Origin of the sequence: Oceanisphaera sp. IT1-181 (assembly GCF_033807535.1) — a bacterium.
GTDB lineage: Bacteria > Pseudomonadota > Gammaproteobacteria > Enterobacterales > Aeromonadaceae > Oceanimonas.
On the sequence record NZ_CP136856.1, the window covers coordinates 1,817,851 to 1,839,430 of the forward strand.

Sequence of the window (21,580 nt, forward strand, 5' to 3'; positions counted from 1 at the left end):
AATCCAATCCGGATACCAACCCAGAATCTGCCCCGCCCTGCCACTAATCCGCTGCCGATAACAGAAAATGCGGTCCAGCGACTGCCCCGTTCGGAAATGTATCGCGGGTCTGGAAATTTCGTCAAACTTAATAATGCAGCACAAGCAGAACCGGCATCAGGTGACATTATGCTTAATTTTCAGGGCTCGGATATTGCCGAAGTGGTCAAGACCATACTGGGTGACATACTGCAATTAAACTACAGCCTGGATGACCGAGTTCGTGGCCCTGTGTATCTACAAACCAGCCGACCGATCAGCCGGGATGATGTGCTCCCGACCTTAGAAAGTCTGTTGCAGACTCATGGTGCCGTACTGATACACAATAATGGCCGCTTCGAAGTGGTGCCAGCGACCGACGTGCCCTCGGCTTCCCTGAATCCGACACTGGCGCTGGCAGTCGGGCGTGGCTATCAAATGCTACTGCTGCCGTTGCGCTATATTGGCGCTCGAGAAATGGAGAAAATCCTCGAACCCATCAAACCACGTCAAGGGGGGGTATTAGTGGATGACAGACGTAATATGCTCACCTTGGTAGGCACCGAGGATGAATTGCAGAATATTAGGGAGACCGTTGGTATTTTCGATGTCGATCAACTAAAGGGCATGTCGGTGGGGCTATTTCGGCTGCAAGCCAGCAGTGCCGATATTATCGCCGACGAGCTGCAGGCCATCTTTGGCAACGAAGCCGAAGGTCCACTGGCTGGCATGATACGTTATCTGCCCATAGAGCGACTCAACGCCCTGATGGTGATCACCCCTCAAGAACGCTACCTGACTGATGCCCGTATCTGGATCGAACGCCTCGATCGCGCTGAAAATCCCCGCGGACTTAATATGTATGTCTATCATGTGCAAAATGGTAAGGCCGATAATCTGGCTGAGCTCTTAACCCAGCTGTTTGACAATCAGCGACGCAATCACAGCAACACGGGCGGTCCCGCGCCCCTCCCCGCAGCGGTGGCTACCGATACCAGTGGCATAACACCGCCCCCACCACCGACTCCCCAGCCCATCGGTTTGCATAGCAGCAATCTGGATGTCGCGGATGTCAGCATTATCGCCGACCTCGAGCGCAACGCGCTAGTGATCATGTCATCTAGCGCCGATTATCAAAAGGTCGAACAGGCCATCAAGCGGCTGGATATACAGCCATTGCAGGTGTTGGTAGAAGCCACCATAGTCGAGGTTAGCTTGGAGGATGAGCTGCGTTACGGACTGCAATGGTATTTTAGAAATAGCCTAGGAGGAGGACTCAGAGGTGCCGGTGCCGTAGGAGCCCTGCCTATTCCTTCGCCGTTTGGCGGTGGCGTAGCGGCCTCGGCGAGCTATGAAATATTCAATGCTACCGGCACCCGGGCTCTGTTGACCGCTCTAGCCAGTGATTCCAAACTCAATGTTATCTCTTCCCCCTCCTTGATGGTGTTGGATAACCATACCGCCGTTATCCGCATTGGCGATCAGGTGCCGGTGCGCACCTCAGAAACCACCAATACCGGCAGCGATAACCTCAATACCACCAGTACCATTCAATTCAAAGATACCGGGGTGCTGTTAGAGGTGACTCCCAGAGTGAATTCCGGCGGCATGGTGGTATTAGATATCTCCCAGGAAGTGAATGACGTGGCCCCGACCACCACTTCTGGTATCGACTCCCCGACCATCACCCAGCGCAAGATAAACACCCGAGTCGCCATCCAGAGCGGAGGCACTCTGGTGCTAGGTGGCCTGATCCGTGAAAACAAAACCCAGGACAGCCAGGGAGTACCCGGTCTTCGCCATATTCCGGTACTGGGCTGGATTTTTGGTAGCAGTGGCACCAGTGTCAGACGCACTGAGTTGGTGGTGTTGATTACTCCCACAGCTGTCATCAATCAGCAAGATGCACGCGCCGTTACCCAGGAATACCGGAAAAAACTGCAGAGCATTGCCATGTAAGGAGTAAGAGCCACCGCAGGAATAGGCGCTCCCCCGCCAAGCGTGGGAGCGCAAACAAATTAAGTGAGTGTTTATACCAGTCAGATTTTTTCATGAACACACAAATAGTCTTCCATGAAAGTGGCGCCGTTTTAGCTCGGTAATACAACGCCATAAGCGTGGCCGTGGTCACGAATGTCAGAGGCCAAATGTGCTTTTTCTTCTGGCGATAACCAACAGGCTTCGACGCTGTTGAGCGCCAACTCTAATATATTTTCATCGCTTAAATTTAAACCTTCTTGCAGCGCCTGATAGTTCGCATTCATATAACCGCCAAAGTAGGCCGGATCGTCTGAGTTAATGGTCACGCACACGCCGGCCGCTAAAAATTGCGGGATCGGCAACTCACTCATATCCTTGATAACCTTTAACTTTAGGTTAGACAATGGGCAAACGGTGAGCGGAATGCGCTCTTGGGCCAAGCGCGCCATTAAAGGTGGGTCGGTAATGGCGGCCACTCCGTGGTCGATGCGCTCCACGCCCAAAATATCCAGTGCATCACGAATATAGCTGGCTGGCCCCTCTTCGCCCGCATGGGCCACCAAGCGATAGCCTTGTTCAAGGGCGGCGGCATAGACGCGGGCAAACTTGGTCGGTGGATTGCCTTTTTCTGCCGAATCTAGCCCCACCCCCGATAAGTGATGGCGAAAAGGTTCCGCCAAGCGTAGCGTCTCAAACGCTGATTCTTCGGATAAATGGCGTAAGAACGACATGATTAAGCGGCTGGTTAAGCCCCACTGTTGTCGCGCTTGCTCCAGTGCGCGCACTATGCCCTCGACCACCGCCGCCATGGGCACACCTCGAGCTAAATGCGCTTGGGGATCAAAGAAAATCTCTACATGACGCACGCTATCGGCGTGCGAGCGCACCAAATAGGCCCACGTTAAGTCAAAAAAGTCCTGCTCGGTGAGCAACACTTGCATGCCCGAATAATAGACATTAAGAAAAGACTGCAAGTCGTCAAACTGATAGGCGGCCCGTAAGGCGCTTTCATCTAAGTAATTGAGAGTGATACCATTACGCTTTGCTAACGCAAACACCAGCTCGGGCTCCAAGGTGCCCTCTATGTGCAGGTGTAACTCTACTTTGGGTAAGTCACTGATAAAATTTGACATGGCGTTTCTCCAGAGCCATCGACCAGCCAGTAGTCGCCAGCTCAATTCGACGTAAGTGCACGTAAATAGCGCACTTTAATAAAGTATCAACATAACAAAAATTTAACCATAAACGCCAGCACGGCGCTGGGCTAACGGTTGGAAATGTGACCTAATAGCAAACGCCCCTTATAAAGGACTCTGTATTGATGTTTTCTTTTCTCAAACGCCTGGTGCGCTGGCTGTTAGCCTTGGTGATTGTACTGCCGCTGTTGTTAACCTTGGTGTATCGTTTTTTACCCGTACCCGTCACGCCATTAATGGTTATCCGCCTCATTGAAGGCGAAAGTTTAAGCAAACACTGGCAACCGGCACACCGCATCGCTAACTCATTGAAATCATCGGTGATTGCAAGTGAAGATAATAAATTTTGCCAACACAGCGGCTTTGACTGGGACGCCTTTGCCGATGTGGCGAGCGAATTTAAAAATGAAGGTAAACTGCGCGGCGGCAGCACCATTAGCATGCAAACCGCGAAAAACCTGTACTTGTGGCCTGGCCGCAGCTGGGTACGCAAAGGACTAGAGGCAGTGTATACGCCCATGCTGGAGCTGATGTTGCCTAAAGAGCGCATCATGACCTTGTATTTAAACATTGCCGAATTTGGCCCAGGTATATATGGCGCAGAAGCGGCGGCACAAGCCTACTTTAATACCTCGGCGGCCCAACTTTCTCCTTATCAATCGGCGCTATTGGCGGCGGTGTTACCTAACCCTCGCCAATATAATGCGGGCCGACCTTCGGCTTATGTACAAGGCCGAGCCGCCACCATTCGGGTGCGGGTAAAACAGCTGGGCCCTTTGCTCAGCTGCGTCAGTAAATAAAATACGCGCAGCCACCGGATGGGTGGCATCGTGACTGCCCTATAAACCGGCAGCGCGCCGTGAGCTATACGATAAATAAAATAATGCAGCAAGGAGAGATGCCGTGACTAAGAAAAATGTGATTTGTGATATTGATGGCGTCATCTTGCATAACAATGACTTGATACCCGGTGCCGATGTGTTTGTACAGCGCCTACTCGAGCAAGGGATTAACCTGTTATTTTTAACCAATTACCCGGCGCAAACGCCCAAAGATCTGCAAAACCGCTTTTATTCGGTCGGGATTGAAGTGCCTGAGTCGATGTTTTATACCTCAGCCATGGCCACGGCGGATTTTTTAAAGCGCCAAAGTGGAGAAAAAGCCTATGTGATTGGCGAAGGCGCCTTGATCCATGAGCTGTATAATGCCGGCTTCACCATTACCGACATAGACCCAGACTTTGTAGTAGTGGGCGAAACGCGCAATTACAACTGGTCTATGATGCAAATGGCCGCACGCTTTGTTTCACAAGGGGCGCGCTTTATCGCCACCAACCCCGACACCCATGGTCCGCACATGCACCCCGCCTGCGGTGCCTTGTGCGCGCCTATCGAACGTATGACCGGCAAAAAGCCGTTTTATGTGGGTAAACCCAGTGCTTGGATCATTCGCGCGGCACTTAATCACATGGACGCCCACTCGGAGAACACGCTGATCATCGGTGATAATTTAAATACTGATATTTTAGCGGGCTTTCAAGCGGGCCTAGATACGGTGCTGGTGCTGACCGGCGTCAGTCAAATCAGTGATATTGATAATATGCCCTTTCGCCCGCAGCATGTGTACGCTTCTGTGGCCGACATTGATTTATTTTAATTTATTTATTTTAAACTAAGTTGTTTTAACTGGTTTTCAACGCAAGAAGAGCTCATGGATCTGATCTTTATCGTTATCGCTTTTGGCTGTGGCTTGGCCGTTTATCTCATTAACCTACCGCCGTTAATCGGCTTTTTAGCGGCGGGTTTTGTACTCAACGCCATGGGCTATAGCAGTAACGACACCCTAGATACGCTGGCTAATTTAGGTGTCACGCTGCTGCTGTTTAGCATAGGTCTAAAGCTGGACTTAAAAGTGTTACTGAGAAAAGAGGTCTGGGGCACCGCTTGCGGCCATATCCTGCTGTCGACCTTGTTTTTTACGCTGGTATTATTGGCCATAAAAACCATCGGCTTTAGTTTGGCTGCCGAGTTGGAATGGCGCCAAGCCATGCTAATGGGCTTTGCCTTAAGCTTTTCGAGTACCGTATTTGCGGTTAAAGTGCTCGAAGAGCGCAGCGACATGAACACCTTTTATGGCCGTATCGCCATTGGTGTGTTGGTGATGCAAGACCTGTTTGCGGTGGCGTTTTTAACCATCTCTAAGGGTAAAGTGCCAAGCCTGTGGGCCATAGGTTTATTAGCGTTATTACCACTGGTGCGCTGGCTGGCTTTTAAAATTCTCGCGCGCATCGGCCACGGCGAGCTGCAAACCTTATTTGCGGTATTTTTAGCCTTGGTCGTGGGCGCGGGCAGCTTTGAGTTAGTGGGCTTAAAAGGCGACTTGGGTGCCTTGCTGATTGGTATGATGCTGGCCGGCCATTACAGCGCCTCCGCACTAGCTAAGTCTTTGTTTAATATGAAAGAGCTGTTCTTGGTGGCATTTTTCTTGAGTATTGGCCTCAAGGGCATGCCAACGCTGGATGCACTCTGGATTGCCGCGATTTTGTTATTGGTATTACCGGTGAAAAGCCTGATTTATTACTGGCTATATAATCGCTCACAGTTACGTATTCGTACCTCTTTGCTGGCCACTTTTAGCCTCTCTAACTATTCAGAATTTGGCTTAATTGTGGCGGCGTTGGCGGCTCAGCAAGGCTTGCTCAGTAACGACTGGGCAATAGTGGTGTCTATCGCGCTGGCCATTTCGTTTGTGGTGTCCGCACCACTCAATAGCCATAACGAAAGCTTGTATCGCCGTTTAATGCAGCGTTTTAATCCCCGCGAGCATACCCGACTGCATCCGGATGACAGGCCGATAGAATTGGGCAATGCCCATGTACTGATTGTGGGCATGGGCCGTATCGGCCAAGGGGCTTATATGGAGCTAGAAGCGCGCTATCCGGGGCAATTGTTAGGGATAGACAGCGACAGTAAAAAAGTGGCTTTGCTCAATGGGCTCAATATTAACGCCATTGAAGGCGACGCTTCTGACTCGGATTTTTGGGATAAAACCAGCATTAGCACGCAGGTCGAATATATTTTTCTCGCCATGCCCAATCATGCGGGTAACTTGTATGCGCTGGAGCAAATTCGCTACAACCACTTTAAAGGTCGTGTAGCGGCCATTATTTGCTACCCGGATGAAGGCGCGCAACTGCGTGATTTAGGGGCTGATGATATCTTTAATATCTATGAAGAAGCCGGCAGTGGCTTTGCGCGCCACGTCATTGAGTCACATCCGCTGTAAAGGTAATTATCGTTTTTAGCAGGAGTTTTAAACCCGAAAATCAACACTAAACGTCCCTGTAGCTGCCCGTCTCTTTGGTAAAGAGTATGAGGCACGGTTTTATGTGTTGTTTAAAAACAGCCAGCAAAGCTGGCCCGGCGAAGTCCTCTTTACCAAAGAGACGGCCGGCTACATTGGTGCTTGGCGCTAAATATCGTTTCACGTACGTCTCACGCGTGCACAATTTACGTTTTTTGGAATTTTTATCATGTTATCTCAGCTAAAACAGACTTGGTTTTTTAATATTCGCGGCGATGTACTGGCCGGCATAGTGGTGGCCTTGGCCTTGATCCCCGAAGCCCTCGCGTTTGCGGTTATCGCCGGCGTGGATCCTAAGGTCAGTTTATATGCTTCTTTTAGCATGGCGGTGGTGATCGCTTTTGCTGGCGGACGGCCAGGCATGATCTCGGCCTCGACCGGTGCCATGGCGCTGTTGATAGTCACACTGGTGAAAGACCACGGCTTGGAGTATTTACTGGCCGCGACTTTACTCTGTGGCGTGTTGCAGTTACTGGTGGGGTATTTTCGTTTAGCACAGTTGATGCGCTTTGTGTCGACCTCAGTGGTCACCGGGTTCGTCAATGCCTTGGCGATTTTGATTTTTATGGTGCAAATAGAGGAACTGTTGGGCGGCAATTGGCACGTATACGCCATGGCAGCTGCAGGCCTGGCGATTGTTTACCTGCTGCCGCTGATCCCCTATTTAGGCAAAGTGCTGCCCTCCCCTTTGGTGTGTATCGTTATTCTGACGCTGGTCGCCGTTTACTTTGGCATAGAGGTGCCGAATGTGGGCAGCAAAGGCGAGCTGCCCAGCAGTCTGCCCATATTTTTATGGCCCGATGTACCACTCAATTTTGAAACACTGGCCATTATTTTCCCCTATTCTTTATCGTTAGCCATTGTGGGTTTGTTAGAGTCCATGATGACTGCCACTATAATAGATGACTTCACCGACACCCAAAGTGATAAAAACCGCGAATGTAAAGGCCAAGGTATCGCTAACTTAGCCACCGGTTTGCTGGGCGGCATGGCGGGGTGTGCCGTGATTGGCCAGTCGGTCATCAACGTAAAATCTGGCGGCCGAGGTCGGTTATCGACGCTGGTAGCCGGTGTAGTGTTATTGCTGATGGTGGTATTTTTGGGCCCTTGGGTATCACTCATCCCGATGGCCGCATTGGTGGCGGTGATGATAATGGTGTCTATTGGTACCTTTAGCTGGAGCTCTATCGTAAACATTAAGTCCAACCCGCCCAGCTCCAGCATTGTGATGATAGCCACCGTGGCCGTGGTGGTGTATAGCCATAACTTGGCGTATGGGGTCTTGGTGGGCGTATTATTAAGTGCGTTGTTCTTTGCCCATAAGATCAGTCGCCTGCTCACTGTGACCAGCAGCCAGCCGATAAAAAACGCGCGCAACTACCAAGTGGTCGGTCAAGTATTTTTTACCTCTAAGGATCAGTTTGTGGCCGCCTTTGATTTTAAAGAAGTGCTACAAAAAGTAAGCATTGATGTGAGCCGCGCCCATTTTTGGGATATCAGCGCCATCGCCGCACTGGATAAAGTGGTGTTAAGCTTTAAGCGCGAAGGCGCAGAAGTAGAGATTATCGGCCTTAATGAGGCCAGTGCCACCTTGGTGGATCGCTTTGGTCTGCATCAGGACGCTAAGACTACGATTAAGCTAACGGACCAGTAAGGAGAGCGAGCATGAGTACTCGAGCAAACATGAGCACAAGCGCATATCTGGCCCAAGGAGAGTAAATATGACCACGAATGTAATCGCCTGTATCGATGGCTCACGTTATGCCAACGCCGTGGCCGACGCCGCCACTTGGGCCAGCCTGCGCCTAGCAGCACCTCTGCATTTATTGCATGTGCCTAATAAAATACCAGCACCCGTGCCCGCAGACTTAAGTGGCACCATTGGCCTGGGCAGCCAAGAGCAGTTATTGGCACATTTAAGTGAGCTGGATGCCAAGCAAAACAAGCTCTCTAGCGAGCGAGGCCGCCTGTTGCTGGAAGCCATTCAAGCGCACGTGCTCAAAGGCGGCGTGTTGGCAAACCCCATTCAACGCCACGGCGACTTGCTCGAAACCTTGGTGGAGTTTGCACCCAGCACCAGGTTGGTAGTGTTAGGTCGCCATGGAGCTAACTCAGCGGCGGACTCTCCTCATTTAGGCAGCCATGTAGAGGCCATTACCCGCAACTTGCGCTGCCCCATCTTGCTCACTAAAGATGATTTTAAGGCTCCACAAAAGGTGCTGTTAGCCTTTGATGGCAGCGCCAGCACCCGCCAAGCGGTAACCTTGCTCGCCAGTAGTCGTTTATTAGCGGGGCTGGAGGTGCATATCATTTTAGTGGGTGAAAATAGCGACGCCCACCAAGAGCAACTCAAGTGGGCCAGCGCCTTATTACAACAAGCAGAGATAACAACCGTAAGCCATATTTTACCCGGATCCGTAGAAGAAACCTTGGCTCAATATCAAGCCGAGCAAGGTATCGAGTTAATGATAATGGGAGCTTACGGGCATTCTCGGATCCGCCAATTGCTGCTCGGCAGCACTACCTTGGCCATGATCAAGAAGGCCAAAGTGCCCTTGCTTATCTTGCGCTAAAAACGCAAACGTCCAGAGAATAACGCTAAACAGCGTTATTCTCTGGTTTTGTGACAAGATTATGAAACTTGATGCAGCCCCCCAAGCCGTTTAATGTGTGCTACATTGGTTTTAGATCGGAGCCCCCGCGATTCTTGTATGTAAAGTCAATAACTTATCATCGGGATGAACCACATGAAAACAAATGTATTAGCCTGTATTGACGGTTCCAAACACACCACCACTGTGTGTGATTATGCGGCCTGGGCCAGCAGTCAGCTGGGTGCATCTTTAGTGTTATTGCATGTATTACCCAAATCCGAGCCCACTATGCTGTTTAGCATCAGTGGTGCTGCCAGCCTCACTCCACAAGATAACATTACTAAAGAACTGGTTGATCTAGACCAAAAACGCGAAGCCTTGGCCAAAGAGCACAGCCGCCAAGTACTGGAGCAAGCCAGTAATCATGTGGCAAGCAAAGGTTATGCAGCGCCGCGCACCATACAGCGCGTAGGCCGACTGGTTCATGAAATTGAACAATACGACGATTATTGCCAGTTATTGGTGATGGGCCGTCAAGGTGCCAATGAAGACGATCACGTGAGCCGCTTAGGTAGCCATGTAGAACAAGTTATCCGCACCACCGACAAGCCTCTATTGCTGACTTGGGATGCGTTTACGCAGCCTCAAAAAATCATGCTCGCCTTCGATGGCAGTGACACCACCCGCAAAGGTGTGGATATGCTGGCGTCGTCTTTACTATTTCATGGCTTAGAATGCCATTTAGTGATGGTGGCCAGCCCAGATCCCCAGAACTTAGAACAGTTAGAATCTGCACGCTTGCAATTAGAAGTGGCCGGTTTAAACGTCACCTCGGCACTCTTGCAAGGTGATGTGAAGAAGAACTTACTGGCCTATCAAGACAAGCACGACATCGACCTAATGGTGATGGGCGCTTATGGCCATTCCCGCATCCGCCAGTGGTTGCTGGGCAGTATTACCGACTTGATGCTTAAAGAATCCACTAAGCCGCTGTTGATTTTACGATAAGTGATCTTAAGATAACCTGATTACGTATGACCCTCAGCCATGATGTGCGCTGTTTTGGTTTGTTCTTTTCTCGTATCCATACCCTGCTGCGATATCAATACAAGCAAGGTGCAGCAAGGCTATTGCTTTGCGGTAGAGGCCGCTTTAGCTGGCCGGTTTTACGCAGTAAAACAAGAACCTACAAATCACATCAATGTTAAACGAGGTGTGTTTTGTAGGTGCCTTTGTCAACGCCGTGCGGTTTGAAGATCTTGGTGGCGCTCCGCGCCACCGGCCAGCTACTCTTTACCTAAGACAAGGGCCTCTACGGTACAACGTTGTGAAATTTGGCGTGGTTGTGGGTCTTGAACGTATGGCCAGCAGGATATTCGACATACCTTTCTGTAACCTATTGAATTCATTGATGCTGAATTTACTGAAACATAGCTGAGCTTTGTGGGTAATCAGGTAAGATTAAGACTTATTTGCCACGCCTCTTTGTTGCGTGAGGCACGGAAAAAGAAAGACAAGTCCGAAGAATGATAAATCATTAAGGGTAAGATCTTACCTCCTAAAAGCTCTATCACTCTTGCACTATTTCGTGCGTTCCGTGTTCTTCCGTGGCAAAAATAGATCTAGCACTAGAACTTAAGGTTCATCTACAATGACTCTATATTTTAAGCGACACAAACCAAAACGCCCCAGCGGGCTTAGCTCGCTGGGGCGTTTTTTACTTAAGCGTGTTACTTAAATAAGACTAGCTTACAGCACGCCTTTCTCACGCAAGTACTCTTCGTAGCTGCCGCTAAAGTTACGCAGGCCATCTTCAGTGAGCTCTATAATACGGGTCGCCAGTGATGACACAAACTCACGGTCGTGAGACACGAAGATTAAGGTGCCAGGATACATTTCAAGGGCCATATTCAGTGATTCAATAGACTCCATATCCAAGTGGTTGGTAGGCTCATCCATCACTAAAATATTTGGCTTTTGCATCATCAGCTTGCCAAACAGCATGCGACCTTGCTCACCACCGGACAACACCTTCACTTTTTTCTTAATGTCGTCTTGGCTAAACAGCAAACGACCCAGCACGCCACGTACGCTTTGCTCGTCGTCGTCGGCTTGCTGCCACTGGCTCATCCAATCAAACACCGTAATGTCCATATCGAAGTCACTGGCGTGATCCTGCGCGTAATAACCAATTTGAACGTTTTCTGACCATTTACAGCGGCCGCTCATCGGCTTTAATTCACCCACCAGGGTTTTTGCCAGTGTGGTTTTACCGATACCGTTGGCACCCAAAATCGCGATGCGCTCGCCCACTTCCACCAACACATTGAGGTCTTTTAACAGCACATTGCCGTCATAGCCTTGGCACATGTCTTCCAGTTCGAGCACATTACGATACAGCTTTTTATCTTGCTCAAAGCGCATAAAGGGGTGTTGACGGCTAGAGGCTTTCACTTCTTCCAAGACTATTTTGTCGATCTGCTTGGCACGTGACGTTGCCTGACGCGCTTTAGAGGCGTTGGCACTAAAGCGCGCTACAAACGACTGTAAGTCGGCAATTTGGGTTTTCTTCTTGGCGTTATCAGACATCAAACGCTCACGGGCTTGATTAGACGCCAGCGTGTAGTTGTCGTAGTTGCCCGGATAAACGCGCAGCTCACCAAAGTCCAGATCCGCCATATGAGTACAGACACTGTTTAAGAAGTGACGGTCATGGGAAATAATGATCATGGTGCTGTTACGCTCGTTCAGCGCGCTTTCCAGCCAACGAATGGTGTCGATATCCAAGTTGTTGGTCGGCTCATCGAGCAGCAACACTTCTGGATCAGAGAACAGCGCTTGTGCCAATAACACTCGCAGCTTTAAGCCCGGTGCCACTTCGCTCATGGGGCCGGTATGCTGCTCTAACGCTATGCCTACGCCTAATAACAGTTCACTGGCACGAGATTCGGCGGTGTAACCGTCGAATTCGGCCACTTCGCCTTCAAGCTCAGCGGCACGCATGTACATTTCGTCGGTGGCTTCAAGGTTGGCATAAATCGCATCGCGCTCATGAAGCGCTGCCCACAATTCAGTGTGGCCCATCATCACCACGTCCAGCACTCGGTACTCTTCATAGGCGAATTGATCTTGGCGCAGCTTACCTAGACGCTCATTGACATCTAAGCTCACGTGACCGGCACTGGGTTCCAGATCGCCACCCAAAATTTTCATGAAGGTAGACTTGCCACAGCCGTTGGCGCCAATCAGGCCATAACGATTACCGTCGCCAAATTTAACGGAGATATTTTCAAACAGCGGCTTAGCGCCAAATTGCATGGTGATATTATTGGTGGAAATCAAGAAGCAAACTCACAATTAACGAACGAAGAAGACAGGCGTGTACGCCGAAGGAGGATAATGATACCGACAGTCGAGGAGAAGTTCAAAGAATGGGCAAATTTATCGCGTTAAATACCCGCCTTCAAAGCCAGAGCGCACCCTAACTCTGATTAAATAGGCATAAGACAAGATTTTTTATACTATATCGCTATATTTGAAATTTGAAATCACATGTTCAGCCACCAAGGGAGAGTCAGGTGCACGAAACAAACATTAACCGCCAGCTATTGATCGAAGTGGAAGCCATCGCCCGTGCAGCGGGGGCCGCCATCATGGATATTTACAGTCGCCCGATTGCTGTGACGGAGAAGGCAGATCAATCGCCGCTGACCGAAGCCGACCAAGCCGCCCATCATTTGATTGAGCAGCAACTGGGCCGCTTGTCCCCTACTTTGCCAGTATTATCAGAAGAAGACACCGCCGCCTTTGCCGGTGCCGATGCACAAGGCCGTTATTGGTTGATAGACCCGCTGGATGGCACCAAAGAATTTATTAAACGCAACGGCGAATTCACCGTTAACATCGCCCTTATCGAGCAAGGCAAGTCGGTATTAGGCGTGGTCTATGCGCCGGCGTTAGAAGTCTGCTACCGCGCCGCCGTGGGGTTAGGCGCAGAGAAAATTGACGCACAGGGGCAACGAACGCCACTTAAGGTCGCTACTCATCAAGCAAACAGCCCGTGGCGCTTAGTGGGCAGTCGCTCTCATGCCGGTGACGCCATGCCCGCACTGCTCGCGCAATTAGGCGAGCATGAATTAGTGCCCATGGGCAGTTCACTTAAATTATGCTTAGTGGCAGAGGGCAGTGCCGATGTATACCCGCGCTTGGGCCCCACATCCTTATGGGATACGGCGGCGGCGCAGTGCGTGGTCGAGCAAGCGGGCGGTACTGTGGTGCAGTTGAATGGCGAGACACTCAGTTACGCCAATACCAAACAGTTACTTAACCCCTACTTCTTAGTACTGGGCAAAAACCGGCAAGATTGGCCGTCATTATTTTTAGATAAGTAATCGCTCATAACTCCTGTGGAACTTTCGGTTAGCCGATAGTTTTCCCTTTAGAAACTCAAGATTTTTTGCCACGGAATCCACTGAACCCACTGAAAAATAGTGATCAGATCTGAAAGTGAACTTTATGGTAAGAGCCAAACACAAGTACATCACAGGAGAGGTTCTTACCCATCAAAGGTTTTTAGGCTCTTGTCGCACGTGAACTGCGTCCGTGCGTTCCGTGGCAAAGAAGATCTTTAATTTAATGTTTAATGTTGAATGACAGATAAGACAAACAAAAACACCGAGCCTAAACTCGGTGTTTTTTCCTCACGCCTCACGCCTCACGCCTCACGCCTCACGCCTCACGCCTCACGCCTCACGCCTCACGCCTCACGCCTCACGCAGAAATTATCTCGCCACTAATACGTCACAGGGCAAGGTACTTAAGAAGGCGGTGGCCACGCTGCCGATCAGTAAGCGACTGATGCCTTGGCGGCCGTGAGTGCCAAGGACTAATAATTGCGGTCTGTGCAATTCTACGGCTTCGGTTAAACGCTGCTGGGCATTACCGGTCAGCACTTGGCTTTCAATACGGCTTTGGTCATCATCCGCTAAAAAATACGCCATTTCGCTGGCGATTTCTTGCTCTAAGCGTGCCTTCTTCTCGGCTAATAGCGTGTCCAGATCGTCTTGGTCGTAGCGTACAAAGCCCATAAAGGGTGGATCGCAAACGTGCACCAGATTCACTTTCGCCTCCGGCGCCAACCATAAACCGGCTTGCAGCGCATGATGGGAACTGCGTGAAAAATCCGTGGCGGCCATTACGTGCAGATAAGGCTCAACAGAGTCGGTGCTCACCATCAGCAGCGGAATATCACAGTGACGTAACAAGCGCTCCGCCGTGGTGCCCACAAACAAATCCCGCAACGGCTCAATGTGATGGCGGCCTACAATTAATAAATCCGCTTGTGACTGGCTAATATATTTCGCCAGTGCCTGATGGGGCTTGCCCAATATCACTTGATAACAACTGTGGGCTTTAAGCTCCGATGGCAACAACTCAAACAAAGACTGCAGTGCGGTCTCTGCCGCTTGTTTTAGCCGATGGCGCACCGAAATTTCCACCATGGGCTCATACAGAGTCAAGGCATCATCCACCACATGCACTAAATGCAGTTTTGCCTGCAAGCGCGCCGCAAGCTCCACCGCCCTTTTCACCACTAAGATGGAGCCAGATTCCAAATCGATTGCAGCTAGCAGCGTTTTCACATTTACGTTCCTTGTCTCAAAGTGCTGTGATGCCAAAGGGCTGATTACCTTTCATTATTACTCAGCATTCCTCCTTTAGGAGATAAAAGCAAATTATGCGCTAAGGCCGGTTGGCCGCGGGCTTAGCAGGGAAGACATTGGCTAAATACGCGGCAATTTAACCGGCTTTTTATTCTCCTACTGCCTGCTTTGGTTTACACTAGCCAGTCTTTGAATGCCCCAGTTAGGAGTTTGAGTGTTAACAGCAGAAACTGCCATGCGTTGGCTTAGCGCCAGCTACATAGAACATTACGTGTGTGAAAACTGTCACGGCATTCATTTATCTGAACTGCAAGAACTGGAAGGCGTATTGGAAAGCCGACTGTTCGTGGAGCAAGAAGGCGCGCTCTTAACCAGCGAAATCGAAATCAGACCCACGGCACTTTTGGTGCTGGTGGCTGAATTAGGCCGTCTCAACATGAATTATCCCAGCCTTAAAGTGTTTGTCGACATCGTAGACGATAATCTGCCGCGCTTAATCGTCGCCGATTACATGCACACTCAAGCGGGACTGGATGAATCTCAGTTTATCTGGATAGTGCAACAGACAGTGATGGCCACTCAGCAGTTATTGTTTGAAATTGGTGAGCTGGGCTTTTTAATGCAAGACGAAGAACCCAGTAAGCTGCCCTCGGCGGTGCACTAACTCCACTGTGGGTCATAACCAAACGAGCCTAGGCATCGCATCTAGTGAACAAGCGCTAATGAACAAGCACTGATGCATGAGTGCTAATCAAACACTAGGCTCGTTTGAGTAATATATTAAGCGCCAACGCTGCGCCCCCTCCCCCACTAACTGTACCTATCCTTTCCGACCTTCTCTGTTAGACCTCCTGTTACTAGAAAAATCCGACAAGCAAAACGGCTTAGTCGCATACACAGCGATTAATTGCCGCCTGCACGGACTGCCTAGCTTGGTCGTTACTGAAATACATTGATGGCGGAATTTCTTAGGTGCGTGGTAATCCTGAGTTAGCCAAATCTTTGTTTAATCTGCATTTTTTGTATTTAACCCATATAAGGGCTATGTTGATGGCTGCCATGGTCGTTAGCGAGCTGGCCGCAGTAAAAATAAGAGTTAGGCACGAGCAATGCAGACGCGCTGCACATGCAAATTTTCTTTCTGGCTACCCGAGTCGCTATCAGTGTTAATAGGCGCTCTTAAAAGCGGGGTGCACACCTGGAGGGTTAAACGTGAATGCAGTTGTAGGACTTGAATTAGATTTTACCAACATCATAGAGGCGTTAGCAGGATCTGGCATTGGCATTTTCCCTGACTTTATTGATAGCAATATTGTGGCCAGCTTACGCCACGATCTGCTTACCTTGCCTGCGGGCGAGCTCACCCCTGCCGCCATTGGCCGTGAACGACACCAGCAAACCAATGAGCGCGTACGCAGTGATAAAACTCGCTGGCTGGAAGGCGACACCCCCATTCAACTTTATTACTTGTCTTTGATGACACGTTTAAAGCAGGCGTTGAATCGACAATTATTCTTGGGCCTCAAAGATTACGAGTGCCACTATGCCTTGTATCAAAGCGGCGACTTTTATAAGAAGCATCTGGATGCCTTTCGTGGGCGCGGCAATCGGCGCATCACCACAGTGCTCTATCTCAATGAAGACTGGCATGCCAGCCATGGCGGTGAGTTATTAGTGTACCCAGAGCAAAGCGCGGACGTGCTGCATCGTGTCTTGCCCACCGCCGGTACCTTGGTATGTTTTTTATCGGAAAACTTTCCTCATGAAGTGCTGCCCGCCCACCGCGACCGCATGAGCATCGCCGGCTGGTTTCGCATTGACGATCCTATCGCACCCACCGTAATGCTGTAATTGACCGAATTATGAATTAACGAATATGTAAAAAATAGCCTATTATTTTATCAATTCGCCTTAATTAACCACTATTAATGAGGATCTAAAAACATAGTGGCGTTATTTTTACTTTTTATCCATTTCAACTTTCCATCCTACTGTGACTCTGCCAACCTAAATTTACGGTACAGAGCCACAAATTAAGGATGATGATATGTGTTCTATCTTTGGTATTCTCGAACTTAAGTCTGATGTCACGCCCCTGCGCGCCCGCGCATTGGAGCTATCTAAACTGCTGCGCCATCGCGGCCCAGACTGGTCCGGCATTTACAGCTGCGACAAGGCCATTCTGGTGCACGAGCGCTTAGCCATTGTCGGCTTAAACAGCGGCGCTCAACCCTTGCTTAACCCAGCCAAGACCCATGCGTTGGCAGTGAATGGCGAAATCTATAATCACAAAGCGCTGCAAGCCGGTCTTGAGAGTGATTTTGAATTTCAGACCCAATCTGACTGTGAAGTTATCCTCGCCTTGTATCAGGAAAAAGGCCCTGAGTTTCTGGACTCTCTCAACGGCATTTTTGCCTTCGTGCTTTACGACGAGGAGCAAGATGCTTATTTAATTGGTCGAGATCACATGGGAATTATTCCGCTTTATACTGGCCACGACGAGCAAGGTAATTTTTATGTCGCCTCCGAGATGAAGGCGCTTACCCCAGTGTGTAAAACCATTAACGAGTTTCCACCCGGCCACCTGCTTTACAGCCAAGAAGGCGAGTTACGTCGATATTATCAGCGCGACTGGGAAAGTTACGCCAATGTCGAGCATCAAACCTCGAGCGTAGAGGAATTGCGCGAAGCACTAATGGCGGCCGTTAAGCGCCAGCTAATGTGCGATGTCCCCTATGGCGTGCTCTTGTCCGGAGGGCTCGACTCCTCAGTTATTTCTGCCATTGCCAAAATCTATGCCGACCGACGAGTAGAAGATCAAGATAACAGCAAAGCTTGGTGGCCCCAGTTACATTCGTTTGCCGTAGGCCTAGAGAATGCTCCGGACCTAATTGCCGCACGCAAGGTCGCCGCACACCTAGGCACAGTGCATCACGAGCTGCTCTACACGGTACAAGAAGGCCTGGATGCGCTGCGTGAGGTCATCTATCACCTCGAAACTTATGATGTCACCACTATTCGAGCCTCAACCCCCATGTATTTGATGGCGCGGCGCATTAAGGCAATGGGCATCAAGATGGTACTGTCTGGCGAAGGTTCAGACGAGTTGTTTGGCGGTTACCTGTATTTTCACAAGGCGCCCAACGCCAAAGAGTTTCACGAAGAAACCGTGCGCAAGCTAAAAGCCTTACACATGTTTGACTGCTTGCGCGCCAACAAGTCGATGGCCGCATGGGGCGTGGAAGCCCGCGTGCCTTTTCTCGATAAAGAGTTTATGGATGTGGCCATGCGCCTTAACCCAACCGACAAAATGTGCGGCCCAGGAAAAATGGAAAAACACATACTGCGCGAGGCTTTCAGTGACATGCTGCCCGATGAAGTAGTGTGGCGTCAGAAAGAGCAGTTTTCAGACGGAGTAGGCTATTCGTGGATCGACAGCCTTAAAGCCATGGTAGAGCAAGAGGTCACCGACCAGATGATGGCGGCGGCAGGCTTTCGGTTTCCGGTGAATACGCCCACCAATAAAGAAGCCTATTACTATCGCGCTATCTTTGAAGGCCATTTCCCTCAGGAATCTGCCGCTCGCTGCGTGCCCTGCGGCCCTTCCGTGGCGTGCTCAACACCCACGGCCATCGAATGGGATGAACAATGGAAACTCATGGCCGACCCTTCTGGCCGTGCTATTAAAGGGATACACAGCCAATCTTATTAATCTAGAGGCAGCTGCGGATAGCGGTCACACGCCGACTATCCGCACATTAGTTATACAAAAATAGTGGTAAACGATTTTTTTTATAAGCATACCTGATTACCCACAAAGCTCAGCCATGTTTCAGTGAACTCAGCACCAATTAATTCAATAGGTTACAGGGAGGTGCTGCCTCTTCGGTAAAGAATATGAAGCTCAGTTTGGTATTTTGACCTTGTAGGGGCCAATTTATTCGGCCCGGTTTGGTGTTTTGGTTAAATCTAAACCTCAGTAACAGCCAGCAGAGCTGGCCTGCCGAATAAATTGGGCAGCTACAAAGAACAAACCGAAACAGGGTGCATTATGGCGGAGGTTCATACGTAATCAGGTAAGCATAAAAAATGATTTCTTTAAATCCCTACTATTTTCACGGTATTTAGATCGGCTCTCTTAGTTGAATATGCTAACGTTAACGATAATTTAGTGTCAAATGAGCCAACGTGATGCCTCTCCATTCTACTGCCGCCGACCTGCCCGTTGAGCGTATAATGCACCGCGGTCTGCTTACCTGCAGCCCAGACACGCCTATTTTTGAGGCGGCACAGCGCATGACCAGTCGCCGCTGCAGCTCCATGCTGATTATGGAAAACGAAACCGCAATTGGCATTTGGACCGAGCACGACAGCTTACGCCTCGACTTTAATGACCCCACTTCCTTGCAGCGCCCCATTAGTGAAGTGATGAGCCACCCGGTGAGGAGTGTGACATTGAGTGCTCGCGCCTCAGAAGTGATGCAACGCTTTAATGATGAAGGGCTGCGCCATTTATTGGTGACGGATAACTTAGGTCGCCCGCAAGGCATAGTGTCGCAAACAGACATAGCGCTTAAACAAGGGCTGGAGTTGTACTTGAGCCTGCGCACCATAGACCAAGTCATGGATAAAGCGCCCTTGGTGTTAGCCGGCAGTTTAACGCTGGGACAAACCGCACCGCTAATGCTGGCACACCATCAAGACGCAGTCGTGGTGGTGTGCTCAGAGCAGGAATATGGCATTATCACCGAGCGCGACATGGTGCGTTTTGTGGCGCACCACCCCGGTAACACACCGCTGAGCAAGCTTGCCAGTCGCCCTTTGCTGACCATCACGCCCCAAGACTCTTTATTGCGCGCTCGTGACCTGTTGATTGATAATCAGCTGCGCCATTTAGCGGTAAAAGATAGCGACAATCACGCCATTATCGGTTTGCTGGGGTTTCGCAATATTTTAGAGGGCGCCGACCAGCACCGCATGCAAGAGCTGCGCCACGCCATGCAGCTGCGCGATCAGGCGCTACAGCATCCGCACCTCAACTTACAGCTGGCCGAACGCGTGATTGCCGCCTCATTAGAGGGCGTGATCATTACTGACGCCCACGGGCGTATTGAGTTTGTGAACCCCGCCTTTACCCATACTACCGGTTACTCGGCAGAAGAAGTGATGGGAAAATCGCCGGCAATTTTGTCTTCGGGACGCCATGATGCCGACTTTTATAACCGTATGTGGCAAACCCTGAGTCAAGACGGCTATTGGCGCGGCGAGATTTGGAACCGACGTAAAACGGGCCAGTTGTATCTGGAGCTGCTCACCATTACCAGCATTAGCGATGAAACCGACAAGGTCACTCATTATGCCGCCCTGTTTGCCGACATTACCCATATTCGTGAAAATGAAGACCAAATTCGCAAGCTCGCCTATTACGATGCCCTCACCCAACTGCCTAATCGCCGCCTCTTAGAAGACCGATTGGATCACGCATTGCGCCATGCCCACCGTCAACAGCAGCGTTTGGCGGTACTGTTTATCGATTTGGATCATTTTAAACAAGTGAACGACAGTCTCGGCCACGCGGCGGGAGATGAGCTGCTGCTTGAGGTGTCCAAACGCATGGCGGCGCGGTTGCGCGAAGACGATACTTTAGCGCGTTTAGGCGGCGATGAATTTATTGTGCTATTACCGGATTTAACCGACGCCAATGAAGTGACTATCATTGCTAGGCGCCTATTAGAGGCCGTGGGTGAACCTGTGTTATTGAATAATCAGCAATTTAGGGTCGGCTGCAGCGTAGGCATTAGCCTGTATCCGGACGATGCGAGTAATGCTCAGCAACTGTTACAGCACGCGGATGCCGCCATGTATCGCGCCAAACAAGAAGGCCGCAATACCTATCGCCTTTTTAGCACCGCCCTAGATGTGCGCGAGCACCGCTGGCTGGCCATGGAAACGGCGCTGCGCAATGCGCTGGACACCGGCCTTGGCTTGAGCTTGCATTATCAACCTTTGGTAGCGCAAGACTCCGGACGATTAGTCAGCATGGAGGCGTTGGCGCGCTGGACGGACACCACGTTTGGCCAAGTTTCACCGGGGGATTTTATTCCACTGGCCGAGCGTACAGGTCTTATTCAACCCTTAAGCAAATTATTAATGCGCACCGTGGCCGCCCAGTTACGCTGTTGGCTCGATAGCGGATTAACGCCGGTACCGGTGGCGGTCAACTTGTCAGCTCAGCAGTTTTGGCATCAAGATTTAATTGCCGACATTCAAGCCTTATATCAGGAATATCGACTGCCAGCGGGCTTATTAAGCTTTGAGCTCACCGAAAGCATCTTGCTGGATAAACAACAGCAAGCCATCACTATTTTAAATGCTTTGCGCCAGCTCGGTTGTCAGATTGCCATGGACGACTTTGGCACCGGTTATTCGTCGTTAAGCTATCTGCACCAATTGCCCATCACCACCTTAAAAATCGATCAGAGCTTTGTGCAACAACTGGGCGAAAATCTAGGCAGCGAGACTATTTTGGCCGCCATCACCGGCATGGCACAAGGGCTAAAGCTGACCGTGGTCGCCGAAGGGGTAGAAACCCAAGCCCAACGGGAGGCGTTAGCTAAATATCACGTGGATCTTATCCAAGGCTACTTGATCAGCCGACCACTGCCGGCAAATGAGTTTAGTGCGCGCTACCTCGCCTAAGCTGGAGCTAATCGTTTGAAAAATCGCTGATTTAAAAACACCCACTCATGTAAAACAGGAGTGGGTG

General features: G+C 50.3%; 15 protein-coding genes. 12 read left to right on the forward strand and 3 right to left on the reverse strand.

What is annotated here, in order from left to right; all coding sequences use genetic code 11:
• The first annotated feature begins 168 nt into the window (after nt 1–168).
• A complete protein-coding gene (gspD, locus tag R0134_RS08200) occupies nt 169–1,977 on the forward strand; it encodes a type II secretion system secretin GspD (protein ID WP_319781384.1) in 1,809 nt (602 codons plus the stop codon).
• A 131-nt stretch (nt 1,978–2,108) separates the two neighbouring features.
• On the opposite strand, the gene R0134_RS08205 is transcribed toward gspD, so the two are convergent.
• Nucleotides 2,109–3,131 carry an adenosine deaminase gene (locus R0134_RS08205; protein WP_319781385.1) on the reverse strand — a complete coding sequence of 341 codons (1,023 nt, stop codon included), beginning with the start codon at nt 3,129–3,131 and terminating at the stop codon, nt 2,109–2,111.
• Between the two features lie 188 nt (nt 3,132–3,319).
• Here R0134_RS08205 and mtgA point away from each other — a divergent pair, with 188 nt between their 5' ends.
• From mtgA to R0134_RS08235, 6 genes are all read left to right on the forward strand, one after another.
• The gene (mtgA, locus tag R0134_RS08210; protein WP_319784331.1) at nt 3,320–3,994 is read left to right on the forward strand and encodes a monofunctional biosynthetic peptidoglycan transglycosylase; all 675 of its coding nucleotides are present in this window, start codon (nt 3,320–3,322) and stop codon (nt 3,992–3,994) included.
• Nucleotides 3,995–4,097: 103 nt separating this feature from the next.
• Nucleotides 4,098–4,850 carry an HAD-IIA family hydrolase gene (locus tag R0134_RS08215; RefSeq protein ID WP_319781386.1) on the forward strand — a complete coding sequence of 251 codons (753 nt, stop codon included), beginning with the start codon at nt 4,098–4,100 and terminating at the stop codon, nt 4,848–4,850.
• 54 nt (nt 4,851–4,904) lie between these two features.
• Entirely contained in the window at nt 4,905–6,479 is a 1,575-nt protein-coding gene (locus tag R0134_RS08220) for a cation:proton antiporter family protein (RefSeq protein WP_319781387.1), read from the forward strand.
• 247 nt (nt 6,480–6,726) lie between these two features.
• The gene (locus R0134_RS08225; protein WP_319781389.1) at nt 6,727–8,211 is read left to right on the forward strand and encodes a SulP family inorganic anion transporter; all 1,485 of its coding nucleotides are present in this window, start codon (nt 6,727–6,729) and stop codon (nt 8,209–8,211) included.
• Nucleotides 8,212–8,278: 67 nt separating this feature from the next.
• Nucleotides 8,279–9,130, forward strand: coding sequence for a universal stress protein (locus R0134_RS08230; protein WP_319781390.1), 852 nt, complete (start codon nt 8,279–8,281; stop codon nt 9,128–9,130).
• A gap of 174 nt (nt 9,131–9,304) precedes the next feature.
• Entirely contained in the window at nt 9,305–10,159 is an 855-nt protein-coding gene (locus R0134_RS08235) for a universal stress protein (RefSeq protein WP_319781391.1), read from the forward strand.
• A 741-nt stretch (nt 10,160–10,900) separates the two neighbouring features.
• Here R0134_RS08235 and R0134_RS08240 read toward each other — a convergent pair.
• Nucleotides 10,901–12,493, reverse strand: a complete 1,593-nt coding sequence (locus tag R0134_RS08240; protein ID WP_319781392.1) for an ABC-F family ATPase — start codon at nt 12,491–12,493, stop codon at nt 10,901–10,903.
• Nucleotides 12,494–12,729: 236 nt separating this feature from the next.
• Here R0134_RS08240 and cysQ point away from each other — a divergent pair, with 236 nt between their 5' ends.
• Entirely contained in the window at nt 12,730–13,542 is an 813-nt protein-coding gene (gene cysQ, locus R0134_RS08245; RefSeq protein WP_319781394.1) for a 3'(2'),5'-bisphosphate nucleotidase CysQ, read from the forward strand.
• Nucleotides 13,543–13,932: 390 nt separating this feature from the next.
• On the opposite strand, the gene R0134_RS08250 is transcribed toward cysQ, so the two are convergent.
• Nucleotides 13,933–14,793, reverse strand: a complete 861-nt coding sequence (locus tag R0134_RS08250; protein WP_319781395.1) for a universal stress protein — start codon at nt 14,791–14,793, stop codon at nt 13,933–13,935.
• Between the two features lie 256 nt (nt 14,794–15,049).
• On the opposite strand from R0134_RS08250, the gene R0134_RS08255 reads away from it, so the two are divergent.
• From R0134_RS08255 to R0134_RS08270, 4 genes are all read left to right on the forward strand, one after another.
• On the forward strand, nt 15,050–15,478 hold the full coding sequence (locus R0134_RS08255) for a YbjN domain-containing protein (protein ID WP_319784332.1): 429 nt from the start codon (nt 15,050–15,052) through the stop codon (nt 15,476–15,478).
• A 548-nt stretch (nt 15,479–16,026) separates the two neighbouring features.
• Nucleotides 16,027–16,665 carry a 2OG-Fe(II) oxygenase gene (locus tag R0134_RS08260; RefSeq protein WP_319781396.1) on the forward strand — a complete coding sequence of 213 codons (639 nt, stop codon included), beginning with the start codon at nt 16,027–16,029 and terminating at the stop codon, nt 16,663–16,665.
• A gap of 196 nt (nt 16,666–16,861) precedes the next feature.
• Nucleotides 16,862–18,526 (forward strand): asparagine synthase B, encoded by a 1,665-nt coding sequence (asnB, locus tag R0134_RS08265; protein ID WP_319781397.1) that lies wholly within the window; start codon nt 16,862–16,864, stop codon nt 18,524–18,526.
• Between the two features lie 479 nt (nt 18,527–19,005).
• On the forward strand, nt 19,006–21,513 hold the full coding sequence (locus R0134_RS08270; RefSeq protein ID WP_319784333.1) for an EAL domain-containing protein: 2,508 nt from the start codon (nt 19,006–19,008) through the stop codon (nt 21,511–21,513).
• Nucleotides 21,514–21,580: the final 67 nt, after the last annotated feature.

Excerpts from the sequence above, each read along its gene's own strand:
- R0134_RS08220 (WP_319781387.1), top strand. The coding sequence starts at position 4,905 with ATGGATCTGATCTTTATCGTTATCGCTTTTGGCTGTGGCTTGGCCGTT.
- R0134_RS08255 (WP_319784332.1), top strand. The coding sequence starts at position 15,050 with ATGCGTTGGCTTAGCGCCAGCTACATAGAACATTACGTGTGTGAAAAC.
- R0134_RS08225 (WP_319781389.1), top strand. The coding sequence starts at position 6,727 with ATGTTATCTCAGCTAAAACAGACTTGGTTTTTTAATATTCGCGGCGAT.
- mtgA (WP_319784331.1), top strand. The coding sequence starts at position 3,320 with ATGTTTTCTTTTCTCAAACGCCTGGTGCGCTGGCTGTTAGCCTTGGTG.
- R0134_RS08205 (WP_319781385.1), bottom strand. The coding sequence starts at position 3,131 with ATGTCAAATTTTATCAGTGACTTACCCAAAGTAGAGTTACACCTGCAC.
- asnB (WP_319781397.1), top strand. The coding sequence starts at position 16,862 with ATGTGTTCTATCTTTGGTATTCTCGAACTTAAGTCTGATGTCACGCCC.
- gspD (WP_319781384.1), top strand. The coding sequence starts at position 169 with ATGCTTAATTTTCAGGGCTCGGATATTGCCGAAGTGGTCAAGACCATA.
- R0134_RS08230 (WP_319781390.1), top strand. The coding sequence starts at position 8,279 with ATGACCACGAATGTAATCGCCTGTATCGATGGCTCACGTTATGCCAAC.
- R0134_RS08270 (WP_319784333.1), top strand. The coding sequence starts at position 19,006 with ATGCCTCTCCATTCTACTGCCGCCGACCTGCCCGTTGAGCGTATAATG.
- R0134_RS08235 (WP_319781391.1), top strand. The coding sequence starts at position 9,305 with ATGAAAACAAATGTATTAGCCTGTATTGACGGTTCCAAACACACCACC.